Here is a 19,585-nt window from a genome sequence, read left to right as displayed (position 1 = left end):
GTCATGTCCATCCCCGAGACGCTGCAATTGTCGCTGGGCCCAGTGCTCTTCTACTGGACCCGCGAGCGCTACGCCAACTTCTATCGCGAGGCCGCCGACTGGCCGATAGAGATCGTATACCTGGGCGAGTCGGTCTGCTCGCGTCGTCGCGACATGAAGCTCGACGACTGGTTAGGGCTAGGCCGCGAACTGACCCAGAGCGGCAAGCAGGTAGTGCTGTCGAGCCAGACGCTGATCGAATCCGAGGCCGATCTGCGCGACCTGCGCAAGCTGTGCGACAACGGCGAGCTCATCATCGAGGCCAACGACCAGAGCGCCCTGCATCACCTATCCGCCGCCCGTGCGCCCTTCATCGCCGGGGCTGCGCTCAACCTCTACAACCCGGCAACGATCGGCGTCATGGCCCGCGCCGGCATGCAGCGCTGGCACGCCCCGGTGGAGATGTCGCGCGACGACCTGGCCCGCCTGCTCGCCGACTGCCGTGCCGAGGGACTCGACCAGCCCTGCGAAGTGTTCGCCTACGGCCACCTGCCGTTGGCCTGGTCGTCGCGCTGCTTCACCGCCCGGCGCTACCGGAAGCCCAAGGACCGCTGCCAGTTCGTGTGCCAGAAGCATCCCGAAGGGCTACCGCTGCGCTCTCAGGAGTCGAAGGAGGTCTTCACGCTGAACGGCATCCAAACCCTTTCCGGAGCCTGCCAGGATCTGCGCCACGAGGTAGGCGACATGGCCGATATGGGCGTCGGCGTGGCACGCCTGAGCCCCCGCGCCGAAGGCATGGCCAAGGTAGTCGCCGCTTTCGACGCCGCGCGACGGGGCGAGCAACCCACGCCCGACCCATTGGCTCTGGTCGATGCCGATATCTGCGACGGCTTCTGGCACGGCCGTCCCGGCATGGACAACAGCCACCAGAAGGCGGCTCTCAGCTGATATATCGAGGACTCCGAGTCCCCCCAGGGTTCATCCTTCTCCCTCGAAGTCGCCCCCGTCTCCGACCACAAGAGCCATGACACATATGGAAAACCCCATGTCTATCAATGTCTCTTCCGCCTCCTTGCCGATCGTTGGCCTAGTACCACTGACGACACAGGAATTTCCCAAGCGTCGAGCCTGTGCGATATTCCTGCGGGACGGCTCGCCAAGGTGTGGGTATTGCCACAACGTGCGAATGACGCCACACCAGCGCAACAAGCCATATGAATGGCGAGACGTATGCGCTTTGCTCGATCGTCGTCATGGCCTGTTGGATGGGGTGGTGATCGGTGGTGGCGAACCGACGCTTCACCACGAACTACCTACGGCGCTACACGACATCAAGTCTCGCGATTTCGACACCGGGTTACACACGACAGGCCTCTACCCGAAGCGCCTGTCCAAGGCGCTTCCCTGGCTGGATTGGGTAAGACTCGACATCAGAGGCTGGAGCATGAAGGCCGGCCACACCCGCGAAAAGCAAGGTATATGGCACCGCAATATGCAGAGTCTGGCACTGTTGCTGGATAGCAGGATCGAGCTGGAGTGCCGCACGTCCCTACACTGGCGTACCTTTTCGCTGCGCGACCTGGAGAGGCTGGCCATGTCACTGGCCGATTGCGGTGTACGCCATTATGTTCTTCAAAAGTGCCTCAATCCGAACCAGGCACGGCCTCCGGCTGGCGCCCCCTCGGACCATGCCTTGGATCTACTGGTCTCGCGACTCGCGTCGTATTTCGAGTCCGTCGCGATTGAGCGTCCGCCACCGCCACTCCTTCGTACTGAGAATTAGTATGGACTATTCCCTGATCAAGCAGGTCCACATCACCGCCGCCGCTCTCAGTCTGGCGCTATTCAGCCTGCGCGCCTGGTGGTCGGTAAGGGAGTCGCCGCGACGTCGGCAGCGCTGGGTGAAGGTGTTGCCGCATCTAATCGATACGGTACTGCTGGCGGCGGGTATCACACTGATGGTCATGTCGAAAGCCTGGCCTACCCAGCACCCGTGGCTGGCGGCCAAGCTGGTCGGCCTGGTGGCCTACATCATCATTGGCACCCTGGCCATCAAGCGCGGCAGGACGCCGACTATCCGCGCCGCGGCGGCACTCGTCGCGATCGCCATCTTCATGTATATCGTCGGGGTAGCTATCAATCACCATCCGCTTTCCTGGCTACGCTCTGTCTGAAAATCGGCGAACCCGAAGTCGAGCTTCCTTGAGTCGAATCAATCATGGAGCCCCCTTGGAGTGTTATTTTTCGGGCATATTTCAAGTTCGTCTCAGCAAGGATAAGACCTTGATGAATGCAGCCCCTCGCCAGTCGATCGCTTGCATACTTTTCTTCCTGATCGGACTGGTGTTCGATACGAGCCTCGCGGCGCAAGAAAGTCGCGACGTTTCCAGCGATGCGGCACCGGACGTAAGCTACACATTGCGCACGGCTATCGTCGACGGCCACTGGGCCTTCGTCGGCGAAAGCGGTGCTATCAAGGGGCAGGTCAATCCCGATCTCAACGCTCCCGAGGGCGCTATCGTCCAGATCGAGCTGATCAACGGGGATGGCGCAATTCACGATATCGTGGTGTCCGAATTCAATGTCGATTCGGAGCGTATCGGTACCCAAGGGGCGACAACCACGATCGTCTTCAAAGCCGACCACAGCGGGACATTCGAGTATCAATGCTCCCTGCCCGGTCACAAGTCTATGGGCATGACCGGCCGGTTCATCGTTGATCCCAAACAGGAAGAAAGAGAACGGAAAGAGACAGAACAGAAAGGGGCCAAACAGGAAGGGCCTGGCGGCGATACGGCCACCATTTCACAGTCCCCTACTGCAGTGGGCCGGCCTGTCGGCACGCGCGCCCCCCAGCATGTCACACTGAACCTGGAAGCCAGCGAGGCCGCCGGCCACCTTGCGGATGACTCAAGCTACACATACTGGACCTTCAATCGCAAGGTACCCGGCCCCTTTCTGCGTGTTCGGGTGGGCGACACAGTCACCGTCAATCTGACCAATGACGCAAGCAGCCATCATATCCACTCGATAGACCTGCATGCCGCTACCGGCCCCGGTGGCGGCGGCAAGGTTACACAAGTCGCTCCGGGGCAATCCAGGCGTTTTACCTTCAAGCCCCTGAAGCCGGGGCTTTATGTCTATCACTGCGCGACGCCGATGGTAGCTCAGCATATCGCCAACGGCATGTACGGCATGATCCTGGTCGAGCCCGAAGGAGGTCTGACGCCGGTAGACAGAGAGTTCTATGTGATGCAGGGCGAAATCTATACCCGGGAGCCGCACGGTAGCTCAGGTCTTCAAGCATTTTCGCTCGACAAACTACTCGCCGAAAGACCCGACTATTTCACGTTCAACGGCGCGGTTGGCGCATTGACCGGCATCCACAAGATGGAAGCCAGAGTCGGCGAAACCGTGCGTATCTTCTTCGGCGTCGGCGGCCCCAACAAAACGTCCAGTTTCCATATCATCGGTGAGACCTTCGACAAGGTTTACAACCTAGGATCGTTGACCAGTCCTCCGCTGACCGATGTGCAGACCATCTCAGTCCCCCCAGGCAGCACCGCCATGGTCGAGTTCAAGGTCGATTATCCAGGTACATATACGTTGGTGGACCATGCCCTGGCCCGTGTCGAGAAAGGCCTCGTAGGCTTCCTGACGGTACATGGCGATAGCAACAGCGACATTTTTCAGGCCCCGCGCGCCCCCGAGCATTGATAACTCATCGTCAGCCGCTGTCCCCTCCAAGACAACGGCGCCCTCCGCACGATGTCAACGTGGCAGCGCCGATCACACCATCTTCAAACCATCTGCAAGTACCGCGGTTTCGATTCGCTGAAGGCGCCGTCGAAGACCATGGCGAGACGGTTCGGCAGTAACCGTCCCGGCGGCGTCAGTGCAATACGATCACGTCGGATGTCGACCAGACCATCGCCGGCCATCTCCTGCAGGACCAGCAGCTCGGGGGCGAAATAGTTGCGAAACACGATGCGATGGCGTTTCTCGATAGCCGTATAAGGGACGTCGCCGCTTCCCATGAGGCGTTGGATGACATCGCGCCTCACCCTGTCATCGGCGTTCAGCTCATAGCCCCGGCAGATGGCCAACTCGCCGGCGTCTAGGCGGGCATAATAGTCCGGTAATTTTCGTCCATTCTGGTAGTACCCATCGGCGACATGGCTGATCGCACCAACACCGAACCCGATACAGTCGGAATCGCCGTGGAGGTGATAACCCTCGAGGCAGCGCTGCGACCACCCACGGCGTTGCGCTGCTACCAACGTATCGCTGGAAAGGACAAGCCGCCCCATGCCTGTATGTACGTAGCCCTCCGCCACCAGGCGTTCTATACCTTGTACAAGGAGGGCCAAGGTCTCGCTACGCTCGGGCGTGCCGCCCAGATCGCCCGGCACTGAACCGCCAGAGCCCCTTGGCCAGTCAGCTGTGCAGTGACCTACATCGCGAGACAGGGTAATACGCTCGGGACGTAGGCATACCAAGCGTTCGAGCAGCGCCGAGAAACCAGCGGGCGTCCGTCCAGGCAGCCGCAGCGCCAACTCGAGAGTGGGCGGGTGAAGATAAGCGTGGCGAGACGCGGCCTGGATCTCGACCAGGCGCTCTATCGCCGCGGCCCCGGCATCCCGTATATCGATATTGAACCGGTTGAAGCCAAGGGCAATCAAATCGGCCAAGCGTTGCGGCGACAGACGGTTCGGCCCGGTGCGCAGCGAAAAGTCCCTGTCGCGGCTGCGCTTTAGCCCGAAATGGCGACGCAACTCGGTCATCAGGCCGGCCAACTGGTCATCGCCAAGGCACCCCGCGCCATTCCCGGTCAGAACAAGTTGCTCGATGCAGCGGTCGACATCAAACAGGCTCCCCTGAAGCGCTATTTCATGCTTGAGATAAGATAGATAGCGAGCCGCCCCATTGACCTCGTGGCCCAACCTGGCGGGCACATGCACATGAGCCGTCAATGGTTTGGGGATGGGGTCTTCGTTACTGCCATGCGCCGCCAGCCGGTAATCGTCTGCTGTGAGCTTTGCAGGAAAGCGGACCAGGCTGGGAAAGATCCCATAATCCGGAGCCGGACGATCATGCTTACCGAGAAGGACAGGATTGAGGAAGCGGGTCATTTCGATTACCAGAGCGAGTATATCCAGACTCACTCTAGCGCCCGCTGCGGACGGCCAGGTTGACTGAAGTCACGCCGCCATGAGATGCATCGCGCTCCCGCTCAGGTCCGCGCCGTCTGTGAACCTTCTGCGCCGAATGCCAGTGCCTTCATCGCGCCGCTATCGACGATCTCGATCTCCTTTCCGGCGATGCTGACCAGGCCCTGCTCCTCCAGGCGGCGGAAGGTGCGGCTCATGGTCTCGGGCACCAGGCCCAGGTAGTTGCCCAGGTCGAGGCGCGACATCGGCAAGCGAAAGCGCAGCGCCGAGAGGCCACGATCGGCGAAGCGCTCCGAGAACTTGAGCAGCACGACGGCCAGGCGCTGTTCAGCGGAACGACGCGACAGTAGATGATTGGTGCTCTGCTCGGCGAGCAGTTCGCGGCTCATGATGCGCATCAGCCGATGCTGCAGGGCCGGCGTGCGTTCGCTCAGGGTTTCCAGTTCGGCGTAAGGAATCTCGCAAATACTGGCCGTTTCCAGGGCGATCGCGCTCGACGGGTGATCCCGCGAGACGATGGCATCGAGGCCAATGACTTCGCCCGGCAGGTGAAATCCCGAGATATGTTCGTCGCCATTGGCCATCAGGGTCGACGTCTTCACGGCCCCGGTGCGCACCGCATAGATCGAGTTGAAACGCTGCCCGGCCTGGAATAGATAGCCCCCCCGGGATACCGGCTTGCGACGCTGCACGATCCCTTCCAGCTTCCCGATGTCTTCCTTCGGCAGATTGTCGGGCAGGCACAGCGTGCGCAGACGACAGTTGTGGCAGCTATCGCGCGATTCGCTCAGCGTGGCAATGCGGGTCATGGCGTATTTCTCCTTCCTGCGGGGGTTACGCAACATCATGAGCACGATGTTACCCAACCCCCGCTTAGCCCCCGATAACCCTTTAGAGGTAGTCCGGGTGATATTGCGAGGTAAGCGAAGGAGTTCGCTACCCAACTTGACTGAAATCAAAATCGACCCGACGTAGGCTCCTTATGGTGGGTTCAGTTCATGCATGGGAGGTTCGCCATGGCAAGCCTGCTGGCGCAGCCATACCTCATTGGCCCCGGCGATATGACCGAGACGACTCCCTGACTCCTGACCGGACTCCATAGAGGCAAGATATAATGAGCCATTTCCTCGACCGACTGCAGTATCTGGGCAAGCCCCGAGAGGCATTTGCCAATGGCCATGGCGAGACCCGTGACGAAACCCGCGACTGGGAAGACGGTTATCGCGCCCGCTGGCAGCACGACAAGATCGTGCGCTCCACCCACGGGGTGAACTGTACCGGCTCGTGCAGCTGGAAGATCTACGTCAAGAATGGCCTGGTCACCTGGGAAACCCAGCAGACCGACTATCCGCGCACCCGTCCCGACCTGCCCAACCACGAACCGCGCGGCTGTCCGCGCGGGGCCAGCTACTCCTGGTATATCTACAGCGCCAACCGTCTCAAGTACCCGCTGGTGCGCAAGCGCCTGATCAAGCTGTGGCGCGAGGCGCTGTCCCAGCACGTCGATCCGGTGCTGGCCTGGGCCTCCATCGTCGAGAACCCCGAGAAGACCGCGCAGTACAAGAAGGTTCGCGGTATGGGCGGCTTCGTGCGCGCCGACTGGGACGAGCTGGAAACCCTGATCGCGGCGTCCAACGTCTACACCGCCAAGCAGTACGGCCCCGACCGCATCATCGGCTTCTCACCGATCCCGGCGATGTCGATGGTCTCCTATGCCGCCGGCGCACGTTACCTGTCGCTGATCGGCGGGGTGTGCCTGTCGTTCTACGACTGGTACTGCGATTTGCCGCCGGCCTCGCCGCAGACCTGGGGCGAGCAGACCGACGTGCCCGAGTCCGCCGACTGGTACAACTCCAGCTACATCATCGCCTGGGGCTCCAACGTCCCGCAGACGCGCACACCCGACGCCCACTTCTTCACCGAGGTGCGCTACAAGGGCACCAAGACCGTGGCCATTACCCCGGACTACGCCGAGGTCGCCAAGCTGTGCGACGAGTGGCTGAGCCCCAAGCAGGGCACCGACGCGGCACTGGCGATGGCCATGGGCCACGTGATCCTCAAGGAATTCCACCTCGCCAAGCCCAGCGCCTATTTCACCGACTACGTGCGTCGCTATACCGACATGCCGTTCCTGGTCGAGCTGGAGGCCCGTGAGGATGGCAGCTTTGCGCCCGGCAAGCAGCTGCGCGCCAGCGACTTCGACGCCAACCTGGGCCAGGACAACAACCCGGATTGGAAGACCGTGGCCTGGGACGAGACCGGCAATCGCCTGGTGGTACCGCGCGGCTCCATCGGCTTCCGCTGGGGTGAAAAGGAAGGCGGCAAGGGTCGCTGGAACCTCGAGCCGCTCGACGCCGAGGGCAATGAGGTCTCCCTGCAGCTGTCGCTGGACGAGAGCCACGACAGCGTCGCCAGGGTCGGTTTCCCCTACTTCGGCGGCATTGCCCACGAACATTTCGATCATGTCGCTGGCAACGACGTGCTCTATCACAACCTGCCGGCCAAGCGCCTGACCCTGGCCGACGGTCGCGAGGTGCTGGCGGTGACCGTGTTCGATCTGATGGTCGCCAACTACGGTATCGACCGCGGCCTGGGCACCGAGGGCGAGGACGACGGCGCCACCGCCTACGACCAGGTGCGTCCGTACACCCCCGCCTGGCAGGAGCGGATAACCGGCGTGCCCGCCGCCCAGGCCATCCGCCTTGCGCGCGAATTCGCCGATACCGCCGACAAGACCCGGGGGCGCAGCATGATCATCGTTGGTGCCGGTATGAACCACTGGTACCACATGGACATGAACTACCGCGGCCTGATCAACATGCTGATCCTGTGCGGCTGTATCGGCCAGAGCGGCGGCGGCTGGGCGCACTACGTGGGCCAAGAGAAGCTGCGCCCGCAGACCGGCTGGACTCCGCTGGCCTTCGGCCTCGACTGGCAGCGTCCGCCGCGCCACATGAACGGCACCTCGTTCTTCTACAATCACTCCAGCCAGTGGCGCTACGAGAAGCTCGAAATAAGCGAGCTGCTCTCGCCCATGGCGCGTCGCGAGGACTTCACGGGAAGCCTGGTCGATTTCAACGTGCGCGCCGAGCGCATGGGCTGGCTGCCCTCCGCGCCGCAGCTCGACACCAACCCACTGCAGCTCGCCGAGGCCGCCCGCGTCGCCGGCCTCGAGCCGGCCGATTATGTGGTTGCCCAGCTCAAGAGCGGCAACCTGCGCTTCGCCGCCGAGGACCCGGACAGCCCACAGAACTTCCCGCGCAACATGTTCGTGTGGCGCTCCAACCTCCTCGGCTCCTCCGGCAAGGGCCACGAGTACATGCTCAAGTACCTGCTGGGCACCAAGCATGGCCTGCAGGGCAAGGATCTGGGCGACACGGACGGTACGCTGCCCGAGGAAGTCACTTGGCACGATGATGCCCCGGAGGGCAAGGTCGACCTGCTGGTGACCCTGGACTTCCGCATGTCCACCACCTGCCTGTACTCTGACGTGGTATTGCCGACGGCGACCTGGTACGAGAAAGATGACCTCAACACCTCGGACATGCACCCGTTCATCCACCCGCTGACCGCCGCCACCGACCCTGCCTGGGAAGCGCGCAGCGACTGGGACATCTACAAGGGCATCGCCAAGGCCTTCTCCAAGGCCTGCGAGGGCCACCTGGGCCAAGAGACCGATATCGTCACCCTGCCCATGCAGCACGACTCCCCGGCCGAGCTGGCCCAGGCCGAAGTCAAGGACTGGAAGAAAGGCGAGTGCGAGCCGATTCCCGGCAAGACCCTGCCGCACCTGATCGCGGTGCAGCGTGACTATCCGGCGACCTATGAGCGCTTCACCTCGGTGGGTCCGCTGCTCGACACCCTGGGCAACGGCGGCAAGGGCATCAGTTGGCAGACCCAGCCCGAGGTCGAGTTGCTCGGCAAGCTCAACCAGCGCAAGACCGAGGGTCCGGCCGCAGGCCGTCCGAACATCGAGACGGCCATCGATGCCGCCGAGATGATTCTGACGCTGGCCCCCGAGACCAACGGCAACGTGGCGGTCAAGGCCTGGAATGAGCTGTCCAAGATCACCGGCCGCGAGCACGCCCACCTGGCGCTGCCCAAGCACGAGGAGAAGATCCGCTTCCGCGACATCGTCGCTCAGCCGCGCAAGATTATCTCCAGTCCCACCTGGTCGGGCCTCGAGGACGAGCACGTGTCGTACAACGCGGGCTACACTAACGTCCACGAGTTGATTCCGTGGCGTACCGTGACCGGCCGCCAGCAGTTCTATCAGGACCACCCCTGGATGCGTGCCTTCGGCGAGAGCCTGCTGGTCTACCGCCCGCCGATCAACACCAAGGCGATGACCGGCATCACGGAGCACAAGAGCAACGGCAACCCGGAGATCGCGCTGAACTGGATCACCCCGCACCAAAAGTGGGGCATTCACTCCACCTACAGCGATAACCTGTTGATGCTGACGCTGTCGCGCGGTGGCCCCATCGTCTGGCTGTCCGAGGACGATGCACGTGCCATCGGCGTGGAGGACAACGACTGGATCGAGCTGTACAACGCCAACGGCGCGATAGCCGCCCGGGCGGTGGTCAGCCAACGGGTCAAGAACGGCATGGCGATGATGTACCACGCCCAGGAGCGCATCGTGAACGTGCCCGGATCGGAAGTGACCGGCACCCGTGGCGGTATCCACAACTCGGTGACCCGCGTCTGCCCCAAACCAACCCACATGATCGGCGGCTACGCCCAGTTGTCCTACAGCTTCAACTACTACGGGACCGTGGGCTCCAACCGTGACGAGTTCGTCATCGTGCGCAAGATGCACCACATCGACTGGCTGGACGACGAAGGCAACGACAGCGTGCAGGCCAAAGTGGAAGGCTGAAGCCAGCGACTCACCTGCCAACGAATTGCCCCACATCAGTGGGGCAATTTCGTTCGGCACGGTTTACCACCCGACCAGTTACCCCGGCACATCGACATCGGTGACACTCTACGAACGGGGGGAACGGGGGGAACGGGACGACCGGGCCGACCACATCGGCCGCGTCAACCGCGAGTTGCTGGACGCTACCTACCCGACGATTCGCCCGAATGCTATTTCGTCGGTCCACAGGGCTTCATGACCGCGATCGACGAGGCGCTGCAAGAACTCGGCGTGCCCGCCGAGCGGCGTCACTACGAGCACTTCGGGCACGCCCGCTTCATGCGGCTTGAGCCACTCTCCCCTCGCCGGCCATCGACACACGGCCGCTGATCCTGACGAAAAAGCCAGTCGCCATGGCGACTGGCTTTCCCATGCCTACTGAAGCGCAGCCTCTTCGTAATCCAGTTCGCGAATCAGGGTCTGCAGCATCTGTTCATCGATATGCCGCCGCTTGCGCAACCGATAGAGTTCCTTGCGCTGGGCTTGAATGGCTCGGATGCGCAAATCCGTTTCCAGTTGGTGAAGCTGATGCGCCTGGTCGGCCCGATCGTCACGTTCCATCGCCATCGCCTGCATTTCCTGACGATAGGAATCGATGATCCGGGCCGTCACCGATCCTTTCGGTTCGGGCTCGTCGCTCGATTGTGCCTTTGACCACTCTTCCAGCCAGTCGACAGCGGCCTGGGAGGCGATCTGCCGTGCCTTCAGCAACTCGCGTTCGTGCTCCTTGAGGTCGTTCAGCGACAGGAATTTCAAAAAGTAGGGAATGCCCAGCGCGCCGATCAGCAACGACAGGATAATCACCGCGGCCGCCAGAAAGATCATCAGGTCGCGCCCGGGAAAAGACGCGCCATTGATGAACAACGGCACCGAAAGCACGCCGGCGAGGGTAATTGCCCCACGCACGCCGGCCACCGAGCTAAGAGTGGTGATCAACAGCAGCGGCTGGTTCTCTCCGCCCTTGGCTCGCGGCTTGAGCAGGCGGGTCTCGATCCAGTGGTAGGCATAGATGAAGGCAAAGCGGATCGCCAGCAGCAGCGCCATGAGCACGACGGCGTAGAGCACCAGCGTACCCATCGCGTAGCTCTGCGTGGCGGAATCCGCCCACACGCGCTCGACGATGCCGGGGAACTGCAGCCCGAGCAGCAGGAACACCACGCCGTTGAAGGTGAAGTCGAGCATTTCCCAGATGCTGCGATTTAGGATGCGGGTGCTGGTCTTCACCGGCAGCATGTCGACACGACTCTGCACCATGCCGGCGGCCACCGCCGAGAGAATGCCCGACATGCCGGCATGCTCGGCAAGGTAGAACGCCGCGAACGGCAGCAACAGGATGGTGACCACGTAGGTGGCCGGATCATAGAGGTTGCGCGCGGTCATCCACTGTTTGATCTTGCCAACCGTCCAGCTCAGCGCGCCACCGATCAGCAGGCCACCCAACGCCACCATCAGGAACTCGCCGGACACGGAGAGCAACGAGAAGCCGCCGGTCATGGCGGCCGCGATGGCTATCTTGAACGAGACCAGCCCCGTGGCGTCGTTCATCATCGCCTCGCCTTCCAGCTGGTGCGACATATGGCGCGGCAGGCGCCCCTGGGCGATGGCGATCACCGACAGCGCATCGGTGGGCGACAGGATCGCGGCCAGCGCGAAACTGGCCGCCAGCGGAATCGAAGGCAACAGCCAGTGGATGAAGTAACCGACCGCCACCACAGTGACCAGCACCAGCAGCAGCGACATGGCGGCGATCTGCCCGCCGTGATCGGTGAACTCCTTCTTGGGAATCTTCCAGCCATCGTAGAACAGCAACGGCGGAATGAACAGCATCATGAAGATCTCGGGGTCCAGCTCGACTTCCATCCCGAAAAGCGGTGAAGCCAGCAGGCAGCCCATCAGGATCTGCAGGATAGGCAGGGGCAAGGGGATGATGTTGGCCAGTATTCGGCTGACGCCGACGGCCAGGGTGAGCAGAAAAACGAGATTGAGTATGTCCATGGTGTTGGCGGGGCCGGATAGGTCACTAAGAAAGTTGTCACCAGTAGCTCTCGGCTGCCATGCGGCGTCTCTACAATCCGTTGGCAATCCTCCAAGAGAGCCACGTTCGCCGTCGTTGCCCTGGTGCCCCCTGTCGCGCATAAGTGGCGCGCAGGAGAATTGCTGCATATCTTACTCCTAAAACAGTGTTTTGTTACGCAGTATCGTTGGATATTCACCCGATATTGATTGAAGTCATCAAGGCCATGAGCCGGACCGGTCAGTGTGGAGCTGTGTCGCGTGTCGAATGGTAAACGCTATGCTGTAGGAGCGAGCCATGCGCTAGCCAATATTCAGGAAACGACCGGGAGCCTACACCATGGATGAACAGCAATTACCCTCGGAAGCAGGTGCCGTGGCCAAACGTCACCCGCAGATCTGGAAGGCCTACGCTGAACTCGGCAAGGCCTGTGCCGAGGCCGGCCCGCTTGACGCGACGACGACCCGGCTCGTCAAGCTGGCCCTGGCCATTGGCGCGGGATCCGAAGGCGCCGTGCACTCTCATGCGCGCCGGGGATTGGAAGAGTCGGTGCCTCCCGAGGCGCTCAAGCAGGTCGCCCTGCTCTCGATTCCTACCCTGGGCTTCCCCCAGGCCGTGGCGGCGCTGACCTGGATCGAGGACATCACCGACCCGGCGTAGCCAGTCGATTCATACGCGCCCCTGGCCGCAATGAACGCGGCCGGGGCGTGCCAAGAGGTTGCGCTTGCCGCCCGTCGGGCCACCAGTTGACTCGAGTCAATCCCTCATCTCCATGAAAGCCGCACAGTACCCACCAGAATACTGCTTCGAGCACCTTCCCGGTGGATCGGCTCGAGCGCTGCCAGCCAACATTCTCTTGAGGAAAGCCATATGGCGATTGCCAGCTACACAGAGCTTCTAACCGAGGTGCACAGCCAGCCCGCTCCCCAGCGCCTGCTATTCGTCTTCGCCAGGGCCGAACTGCCCGACAACCCTGACGCCCAGCAGCGCGAACGCTTCGAACAGGGTGAAGGCGGCGTGCTGACACCGGCCCTGTGCGTCGACAAGACGCTGGATGAACTGAGCGACATGGAATCGCTGGTCGTGGAATCCCGACTCACTGGCGTGGCCTGGGACATCGTCTTTGTCGCCGCCCTGGCCGGTGACGGCACGAACCCGCCGACCAGCGAAGAGGCCGAACGCCCCCTTCAGCGCATGGTCGAAGCCTTGCAGATGGGCAGCATCGATAACTTCCTGGCGTTCGACCGCCGTGGCGATGCCGTCGATATTCAGTAATCCGACAGAGGTCTATGCTGGATGCAGCAACTCCACTAATCCTCGCAATGGAGGGCCAACATGGCTAAACGTTTCAAGGTAGGCGATCGCGTCCGCTGGAACTCGGAGGCGGGCCATGTCAGCGGGCGCGTCATTCGCGTTCACACCCGCGATACCGAATACAAGGGGCACCGGCGCCGCGCCAGCGAGGACGAACCGCAATACGGGATCCAGAGCGACAAGACCGATCACATCGCCATGCACAAGGACTCGGCACTGAGCAAGATCGACGAGTAGCTGGGCTTATGAAACGCCCTGGTTGACCGCCCATACCGCCGCCTCCACCCGCGAGCGCAGGCCGAGTTTCTTGAGCAGATTCTTGACGTGAACCTTCACCGTGCCCTCGGTGATATCCAGCCGTCGCGCGATCATCTTGTTGCTCATGCCGCGGGCCAGCGCCCGCAGGATGTCGAGCTCACGCGATGTCAGCGACGACAACGCATCGGCGGGCGCCGCACGGCCGCCACTGACGATACCCGCCAGGATCGCGGCGAGCTGCGGACTGATCACCAGCTTGCCCTCGGCGGCCTCCTTGATACGTGCAAGCAAGTCCTCGGGCTCCATATCCTTGAGCAGGTAGCCATCAGCGCCGGCACGCAGCGCGGCAACCACGTCGTCGTCGGCATCAGAAACGGTGAGCATCACGATCCGCGTATCGACGCCGTTGCTGCGCATCTGGCGCAGGGCTTCGAGCCCGTCCATATTGGCCATATTCAGATCCATCAGGATCAGGTCGAGATCGAGTTGGCCTGCCGCCTCGACAGACTCAACACCGTTGGATGCCTCGCCGGCGATGGTCATGCCCGGGTCCATCTCGACCAGTTGGCGCACACCGCGCCGGAACAGCGGATGATCGTCGACGATCAGGATGCGTGTTTCGCTCATTGGACGCCTCCCAGCAGAGTAACCGATTCGCTCCCGGCGGTGACCTGCGGGGTGAAACACAGCACTACCTGCGTGCCCCCTTCGGCGCGATTGTGCATCTCGAGCGTGCCGCCCAGGCCGACCGCACGCTCGTCCATGATCGTGGTGCCATAGTGGTTGAGCCGCGCGTGCTGTTCGGGCAAGCCCACCCCATCGTCACGGATAGACACCCTGACCTGCCCCGATTCGGTGGTCTGCAAGTGGATATCGCAGTTCTCTGCCCTGGCGTGGTGAACCACGTTAGATAGCGCCTCGCGCACAATCTGCAGCACATGAATCTCCTCGTTGGGGGTCAGCGGGCAATGCCGCAGCTCGTAATCGAACAGAATTTTCACTTCACCGCGCTGGGCGAATTCGCGCACCGTCTCGTTGAGCGCAGCCTCGAGCCCTGGCTCGACCATTTTCAGGCGGAAAGTGTTGAGCAGCTCGCGCAGCTGGCGGTAGGCCGAGCTGAGACCTTCGCGCAGCTCATCGATGACCGCATCCTGATCGGCCGGTGAAGCCTGCTGTCGGATCAGCGACTGCAGACGCGCCACCTGGATCTTCAGGTAAGAGAGCGACTGGGCCAGCGAGTCGTGCAGCTCCCGGGCGATCACCGCACGTTCGTCCATCAGGGCCAGCCGGCGCTGCTCGTCGTTGTTTTGCGCCAGCGAGAGAGCGGTGGCGATCAGCCCCGCCACGGTCTCGACCAGGTCCATCTGCCAGCGCAGTGGAGGAGTTCCCGCCGGGTGCTGCATCAACAACACGCCATAGCGGCGGTCGGACTCGCTGACCACCACCGGTCGCACCCGCGGGGGAACACGCTCGCCACTCAGGCAGGGGCCGCAGTCCGGGGCCTGGCAGAAATCGGGGCGATCGCCCAGCTGCGTGGAAATACGCTGATAGGCGCGCTCGGCCTCGCCCTGCGACAAGCACAGGGTAATCGGACCGAGGCCCGTGACCTGCTCCAGACGCTCGAGCACGTCGCGGAAATCCTCACTGCCCGGGGTCGAGCTGTTGAGCTGTCGGGCGGCCTCGTAGAGCAGTCGCAACGACTCGTTGCTGCGCTTGAGTTCGGCTGTCTTGGCCTCCACCCGCTGCTCGAGTTCCGCATACATTCGCGACAAACTTTCGTTCATCTGATTGATAGTGCGCGAGATCAGACCCAGTTCATCGTTGTTTTCATAAGCCAATCGTCCCGCGAAGTCGCCGTGACGCACCCGATTGACCACGTGGAACAGCTCGCGCAGTGGCGGCACCACGTCGTTGACCAGCTTGTACATGGCCACGAGGACCAGCACCAGGGTCAGGAACAGGACGATACCTTGCAACAGGCGCAGCATCTGGATGCGCGATTCGGCTTCCCGCTGCAACTGGCCGACCAGATTGTCTATCTCGCTGACGAACTGGACGATCTGGTCAGCCAGCGCCTGGGGAGGACGTGCCTCGGTATCCAGCAGGGCCGGACGCAGCATGTCCTGCCACATCTCGGTCACGCTGGCATAGCGCTTCGTCAGGGGATGTTGCGGATCCTCGGGAATCAACGCGGTGATGACCGGGCTGGTCAGGTCGGCATCGAAGTGCTCCAGCCGTTGGTGAAGCACATCACTATCCACCGACTCCTGCAGGCGCGTACTCAGTAGCCGGTAGGCCTGCATGCGCAGGGTGCCGGCCTGGTTGATGGCAGCGGCATCGCCGCCGGCGGTCTCGGCGATCATGATCGAGCCCAGCATGCTAGTCAGGGCGAGAACGACGATCCCCACCATGGCCAGGCCGGCCCGGAAGATCAATGAACGTGTAATGGACTGAGGCATGCGCGCTCCAGACGGGACTACCACCTATGCCTCGCTACCGCTTCAGCGGACCTCAGCGTGACCCCATGCTTGTTAAAAATGCTTATAAAACAAAACGATGAATAAAAATATCTGGCTACCTCTTAGGGGGTAGCCACGCTAGCCTACCCCGCCCGCCCCATGAGCTCCCTTGATTCGCGTCAACAACGGTCGAGTGCACCGTGCCTATGGTGGCCTCAGGTTCCAGCGGGAGGGCTCGCGATGGCAAGCCAACAAGTCAAGCATATTATCCGTTCTCGTCCTGAATCCCACTCGATCATTTCTTTCGTGTCAGGAAGGCTATCATGAAGAATCTGGAAGGCGTAACGAGGCCCGATCAGTATCGGGCACTGTCGCTGAGCACTGTAGCGTTCACCGTGTGCTTTGCGGTGTGGACGATTTTTTCGATTATCGGCGTGAGGATCAAGCAGGATCTCGGCCTCAGCGAGACGGAGTTCGGCATCCTGGTCGCAACCCCTGTGCTGACCGGCTCCATCAGCCGGATCTTCCTCGGTATCTGGACCGAACAACTCGGCGGCCGCCGGGTGTTCAGCATCCTCATGCTCGTGACCTCGGTGTGCGTATTCCTGCTCTCCTATGTGGAGACCTACTGGATGTTCCTGATCGCCGCGCTCGGTGTGGGTCTGGCCGGCGGGTCGTTCATCGTAGGGATTGCCTACACCTCCTACTGGTTCGAGGAAGAGCACCAAGGCACCGCACTGGGGATCTTCGGCGCCGGTAACGTGGGCGCGGCGATCACCAATTTCGGTGCCCCGTTTCTGCTGATCGCCCTCGGCTGGGAGCACACGGCGGTGATCTACGCCGTGGTCCTGGCGATCATGGCGGTGGTTTTCTGGGTATTCACCAAGGAAGACCCGATGACGATGGCCCGTCGCCGTGCCGGCGCACATGGCACCTCCGCACTCACCCAACTCGAGCCTTTGCGTCACCCCCAGGTATGGCGCTTCGCGCTCTACTACTTCTTCGTGTTTGGCGGCTTCGTCGCCCTCGCCTCCTACCTGCCGCGCTACTACGTCGGCGCTTACGACGTGAGCATCGCGGTCGCCGGCACTCTCACGGCGCTGTATTCGCTGCCGGCAAGCGTGTTCCGGGCCTTTGGCGGCTACCTCTCCGATCGTTTCGGTGCCCGCGCGGTAATGTATCTGACCTTCATTGTCTCGCTGGTATGCCTGTTCCTGCTCGCCTACCCGGAGACTCGATACGCTATTCAGGGCAAGGAAGGCCTGATCGAGTTCAGTTTGGCGATGCCTCTGTGGGGCGTGGTAGTGCTCACGGTGTTGCTCGGTTTCTTCATGTCCCTGGGCAAGGCGGCCGTCTACAAGCACATCCCCGTCTACTACCCGAATCACGTCGGCTCCGTCGGTGGTCTGGTGGGTATGATCGGCGGCCTGGGTGGCTTTTTCCTGCCCATTACCTTCGGAATCGTACTCGACCTCACGGGCGTGTGGACCACCTCCTACATGGTGATGTTCGTGCTCGTCGCCGTTTCCCTGGTCTGGATGCACATGGCGATCCGGCGCATGGAGCGCCGGCGCATCCCCGAGCTCTCGGAGGAGCGCTATCGATACCTGCCGGAAGTCCAGGAATCGCCGGGCGGAAACCGTCGGAAGACCGGGGAGACGGATGCCCGAACCTAACCACGAAAACGGTGCAACCGGAGCGCTGGGCCCCGGTCGCCAAGAGCAACTATCAGGAGATAACGAGCATGTCCATGGACAACACGCTACACAAAGGTGAGCAGTCGCGGGTACTCACCGACTGGCGACCCGAGGACACCGAGTTCTGGGGGAGCGTCGGCAAGTCCATTGCCACCCGCAACCTGTGGATCTCCATTTTCTGTCTGCTGCTGGCCTTCTGCGTATGGATGGTCTGGTCGGTGGTGGTCGCCAAACTGCCCCAGGTGGGTTTCGACTACACCTCCAACCAGTTGTTCTGGCTGGCCGCGCTACCGGGTTTGTCCGGCGCCACACTGCGCATCTTCTACAGTTTCATGGTGCCAATCGTCGGCGGCCGACGCTTTACCGCGCTGTCGACCGCCTCGCTGGCGCTGCCGGCGCTGTGGATCGGCTTTGCGGTGCAGAACCCGGACACCCCCTATCTGGTCATGTTGATTGTGGCACTACTATGCGGGTTCGGCGGCGGCAACTTCGCTTCCAGCATGGCCAACATCTCGTTTTTCTATCCCAAGCGCGAGAAGGGCAACGCCCTGGCGCTCAATGCCGGGCTGGGCAACCTGGGGGTCAGCGTCATGCAGTTCGTGGTGCCGCTGGTGATCACCGCCGGGGTCTTCGGTGCGCTGGGCGGTGAGCCGCAGACGCTGGGGGACACCCAGCGCCTGTGGTTGCAGAACGCCGGCTTCATCTGGCTGCCGTTCATCCTGCTCGGTACCGCGGCAGCCTGGTTCGGCATGAACGATATCGCCAGCGCGCGCTCCTCGTTCAAGGATCAGTCAGTCATCTTCAAACGCAAGCACAACTGGCTGATGTGCATGCTCTATACCGGTACCTTCGGCAGCTTCATCGGTTATTCGGCTGGTTTTCCGTTGCTGGCAGCCAATCAGTTCCCCGAGGTCGACGTACTCAAATTCGCCTTCCTGGGGCCACTGGTGGGGGCGCTGTCGCGTGCCGGCACCGGCTGGGTCTCGGATCGCTTCGGCGGCGCCCGGGTCACACTGTGGGTGTTCGCCGGTATGATCGCCTGTGTCGCCGGGGTGCTGTTCTTCCTCGGCATCAAGGACCAGCCGGGCGCTTTCTGGGGCTTCTTCGCCATGTTCCTGCTGCTGTTCTTCTTTACCGGGGTGGGCAATGCCAGCACCTTCCAGATGATTCCCGAGATCTTCCGTCAGGAGGTGGCGCGCCTTATGCCGAATCTTGATAGTGCGGCGCAACGCCAACAGGGCGACAAGGAATCAGCGGCAACCATCGGCTTCACCTCGGCGATCGCCGCCTACGGTGCCTTCTTCATCCCCAAGACCTTCGGCAGTTCCATCGCATTGACCGGCGGAGCGGAAGCGGCACTCTACGGCTTCATCGTCTTCTATGTGATCTGCATGAGCCTGACTTGGTTCTATTACACCCGCAGGAATGCCGAGACACCGTGCTGATCCCAGTCTGATCAAACGCGTGGATTAAGAGAGCCGGCATCCGCCGGCTCTCTTCATTGCTGCTGCCCGCCCGCTCTTTCCGCAGTTCTCCCTACCCCCAAAGAGCTCCCCTCGTTTATCGCCTACCCCCCAAGGTATAGATACCGGCATAAAACATCGAGGAAACAGTAACTTGCTGTGAACGGCGATTCTACCTCCAAGGGAGTACCCAGCACCCCGGCACCGAACGGCGGGCTCGACGACTTGATTCGAGTCAAAAACCCGCCTCACCGAAAAGCCCAAAGTGGCTTTCGAAAAGACGCTTCAACGGGTCCAGGGAGACAT

The 19,585-nt window shown here is 61.9% G+C and carries 16 protein-coding genes; 10 read left to right on the top strand and 6 right to left on the bottom strand.

All coding sequences use genetic code 11. The features are described 5' to 3' along the window. Positions 1-3: 3 nt before the first annotated feature. The 4 genes from KZO83_RS08450 to nirK all read left to right on the top strand — a co-directional run bounded on the left by KZO83_RS08450 (position 4) and on the right by nirK (position 3,696). Complete coding sequence (locus tag KZO83_RS08450; RefSeq protein WP_178999289.1) at positions 4-927, top strand: U32 family peptidase; 924 nt, start codon at positions 4-6, stop codon at positions 925-927. Continuing rightward, entirely contained in the window at positions 851-1,762 is a 912-nt protein-coding gene (locus KZO83_RS16425; RefSeq protein WP_336296576.1) for a radical SAM protein, read from the top strand. Before KZO83_RS08450 ends, KZO83_RS16425 begins: the two co-directional genes overlap by 77 nt. A gap of 1 nt (position 1,763) precedes the next feature. Next, the gene (locus KZO83_RS08440; RefSeq protein ID WP_178999287.1) at positions 1,764-2,153 is read left to right on the top strand and encodes a SirB2 family protein; all 390 of its coding nucleotides are present in this window, start codon (positions 1,764-1,766) and stop codon (positions 2,151-2,153) included. A 112-nt stretch (positions 2,154-2,265) separates the two neighbouring features. After that, positions 2,266-3,696, top strand: a complete 1,431-nt coding sequence (gene nirK / locus KZO83_RS08435; RefSeq protein WP_178999320.1) for a copper-containing nitrite reductase — start codon at positions 2,266-2,268, stop codon at positions 3,694-3,696. A gap of 83 nt (positions 3,697-3,779) precedes the next feature. Here the strand turns inward: nirK and KZO83_RS08430 are convergent, their stop codons facing one another. Beyond that, positions 3,780-5,144 carry an oxygen-independent coproporphyrinogen III oxidase gene (locus KZO83_RS08430; RefSeq protein ID WP_178999286.1) on the bottom strand — a complete coding sequence of 455 codons (1,365 nt, stop codon included), beginning with the start codon at positions 5,142-5,144 and terminating at the stop codon, positions 3,780-3,782. Between the two features lie 68 nt (positions 5,145-5,212). Beyond that, positions 5,213-5,959 (bottom strand): fumarate/nitrate reduction transcriptional regulator Fnr, encoded by a 747-nt coding sequence (gene fnr, locus KZO83_RS08425; RefSeq protein ID WP_075368164.1) that lies wholly within the window; start codon positions 5,957-5,959, stop codon positions 5,213-5,215. 305 nt (positions 5,960-6,264) lie between these two features. Here fnr and KZO83_RS08420 point away from each other — a divergent pair, with 305 nt between their 5' ends. Beyond that, positions 6,265-10,032 carry a nitrate reductase subunit alpha gene (locus tag KZO83_RS08420; protein WP_247620456.1) on the top strand — a complete coding sequence of 1,256 codons (3,768 nt, stop codon included), beginning with the start codon at positions 6,265-6,267 and terminating at the stop codon, positions 10,030-10,032. Between the two features lie 189 nt (positions 10,033-10,221). On the opposite strand, the gene KZO83_RS16360 is transcribed toward KZO83_RS08420, so the two are convergent. Further along, positions 10,222-10,344: a hypothetical protein gene (locus tag KZO83_RS16360; protein ID WP_261505577.1), complete on the bottom strand. Its 123-nt coding sequence runs from the start codon at positions 10,342-10,344 to the stop codon at positions 10,222-10,224. A 105-nt stretch (positions 10,345-10,449) separates the two neighbouring features. Continuing rightward, positions 10,450-12,069, bottom strand: coding sequence for a Na+/H+ antiporter (locus KZO83_RS08415; protein WP_178999319.1), 1,620 nt, complete (start codon positions 12,067-12,069; stop codon positions 10,450-10,452). A 358-nt stretch (positions 12,070-12,427) separates the two neighbouring features. On the opposite strand from KZO83_RS08415, the gene KZO83_RS08410 reads away from it, so the two are divergent. From KZO83_RS08410 to KZO83_RS08400, 3 genes are all read left to right on the top strand, one after another. Then, a complete protein-coding gene (locus KZO83_RS08410; protein ID WP_075368167.1) occupies positions 12,428-12,748 on the top strand; it encodes a carboxymuconolactone decarboxylase family protein in 321 nt (106 codons plus the stop codon). A gap of 210 nt (positions 12,749-12,958) precedes the next feature. Further along, positions 12,959-13,363, top strand: a complete 405-nt coding sequence (locus KZO83_RS08405) for a ribonucleotide reductase subunit alpha (RefSeq protein WP_178999282.1) — start codon at positions 12,959-12,961, stop codon at positions 13,361-13,363. Between the two features lie 60 nt (positions 13,364-13,423). Further along, positions 13,424-13,639, top strand: coding sequence for a hypervirulence associated TUDOR domain-containing protein (locus KZO83_RS08400; RefSeq protein ID WP_247620455.1), 216 nt, complete (start codon positions 13,424-13,426; stop codon positions 13,637-13,639). A gap of 6 nt (positions 13,640-13,645) precedes the next feature. Here the strand turns inward: KZO83_RS08400 and narL are convergent, their stop codons facing one another. Together narL and KZO83_RS08390 are read right to left on the bottom strand one after the other, a co-directional pair. After that, the gene (narL, locus tag KZO83_RS08395; RefSeq protein WP_247620454.1) at positions 13,646-14,287 is read right to left on the bottom strand and encodes a two-component system response regulator NarL; all 642 of its coding nucleotides are present in this window, start codon (positions 14,285-14,287) and stop codon (positions 13,646-13,648) included. Further along, on the bottom strand, positions 14,284-16,119 hold the full coding sequence (locus KZO83_RS08390) for a histidine kinase (RefSeq protein WP_247620453.1): 1,836 nt from the start codon (positions 16,117-16,119) through the stop codon (positions 14,284-14,286). Before KZO83_RS08390 ends, narL begins: the two co-directional genes overlap by 4 nt. 323 nt (positions 16,120-16,442) lie before the next feature. On the opposite strand from KZO83_RS08390, the gene KZO83_RS08385 reads away from it, so the two are divergent. Both KZO83_RS08385 and KZO83_RS08380 read left to right on the top strand, forming a co-directional pair. Then, positions 16,443-17,795, top strand: a complete 1,353-nt coding sequence (locus KZO83_RS08385; protein ID WP_097021965.1) for an MFS transporter — start codon at positions 16,443-16,445, stop codon at positions 17,793-17,795. A gap of 68 nt (positions 17,796-17,863) precedes the next feature. After that, the gene (locus KZO83_RS08380; protein ID WP_075368173.1) at positions 17,864-19,261 is read left to right on the top strand and encodes a NarK family nitrate/nitrite MFS transporter; all 1,398 of its coding nucleotides are present in this window, start codon (positions 17,864-17,866) and stop codon (positions 19,259-19,261) included. The last annotated feature ends 324 nt before the right edge of the window (positions 19,262-19,585 follow it).

It is taken from the genome of Chromohalobacter moromii (assembly GCF_023091865.1).
Taxonomy (GTDB): Bacteria; Pseudomonadota; Gammaproteobacteria; order Pseudomonadales; family Halomonadaceae; genus Chromohalobacter; species Chromohalobacter moromii.
The sequence above is the reverse complement of the archived record's forward strand: the minus strand, read 5'-3'. Positions and strand labels throughout refer to the sequence as shown.

Bases quoted from the DNA above. Each gene is read 5' to 3' on its own strand.
- KZO83_RS08385 (WP_097021965.1), top strand. From the start codon at position 16,443: ATGAAGAATCTGGAAGGCGTAACGAGGCCCGATCAGTATCGGGCACTG.
- KZO83_RS16425 (WP_336296576.1), top strand. From the start codon at position 851: ATGCCGATATCTGCGACGGCTTCTGGCACGGCCGTCCCGGCATGGACA.
- KZO83_RS08390 (WP_247620453.1), bottom strand. From the start codon at position 16,119: ATGCCTCAGTCCATTACACGTTCATTGATCTTCCGGGCCGGCCTGGCC.
- KZO83_RS08400 (WP_247620455.1), top strand. From the start codon at position 13,424: ATGGCTAAACGTTTCAAGGTAGGCGATCGCGTCCGCTGGAACTCGGAG.
- KZO83_RS08415 (WP_178999319.1), bottom strand. From the start codon at position 12,069: ATGGACATACTCAATCTCGTTTTTCTGCTCACCCTGGCCGTCGGCGTC.
- nirK (WP_178999320.1), top strand. From the start codon at position 2,266: ATGAATGCAGCCCCTCGCCAGTCGATCGCTTGCATACTTTTCTTCCTG.
- KZO83_RS08410 (WP_075368167.1), top strand. From the start codon at position 12,428: ATGGATGAACAGCAATTACCCTCGGAAGCAGGTGCCGTGGCCAAACGT.
- KZO83_RS08440 (WP_178999287.1), top strand. From the start codon at position 1,764: ATGGACTATTCCCTGATCAAGCAGGTCCACATCACCGCCGCCGCTCTC.
- KZO83_RS08405 (WP_178999282.1), top strand. From the start codon at position 12,959: ATGGCGATTGCCAGCTACACAGAGCTTCTAACCGAGGTGCACAGCCAG.
- fnr (WP_075368164.1), bottom strand. From the start codon at position 5,959: ATGACCCGCATTGCCACGCTGAGCGAATCGCGCGATAGCTGCCACAAC.
- KZO83_RS08420 (WP_247620456.1), top strand. From the start codon at position 6,265: ATGAGCCATTTCCTCGACCGACTGCAGTATCTGGGCAAGCCCCGAGAG.
- KZO83_RS08450 (WP_178999289.1), top strand. From the start codon at position 4: ATGTCCATCCCCGAGACGCTGCAATTGTCGCTGGGCCCAGTGCTCTTC.
- narL (WP_247620454.1), bottom strand. From the start codon at position 14,287: ATGAGCGAAACACGCATCCTGATCGTCGACGATCATCCGCTGTTCCGG.
- KZO83_RS08380 (WP_075368173.1), top strand. From the start codon at position 17,864: ATGTCCATGGACAACACGCTACACAAAGGTGAGCAGTCGCGGGTACTC.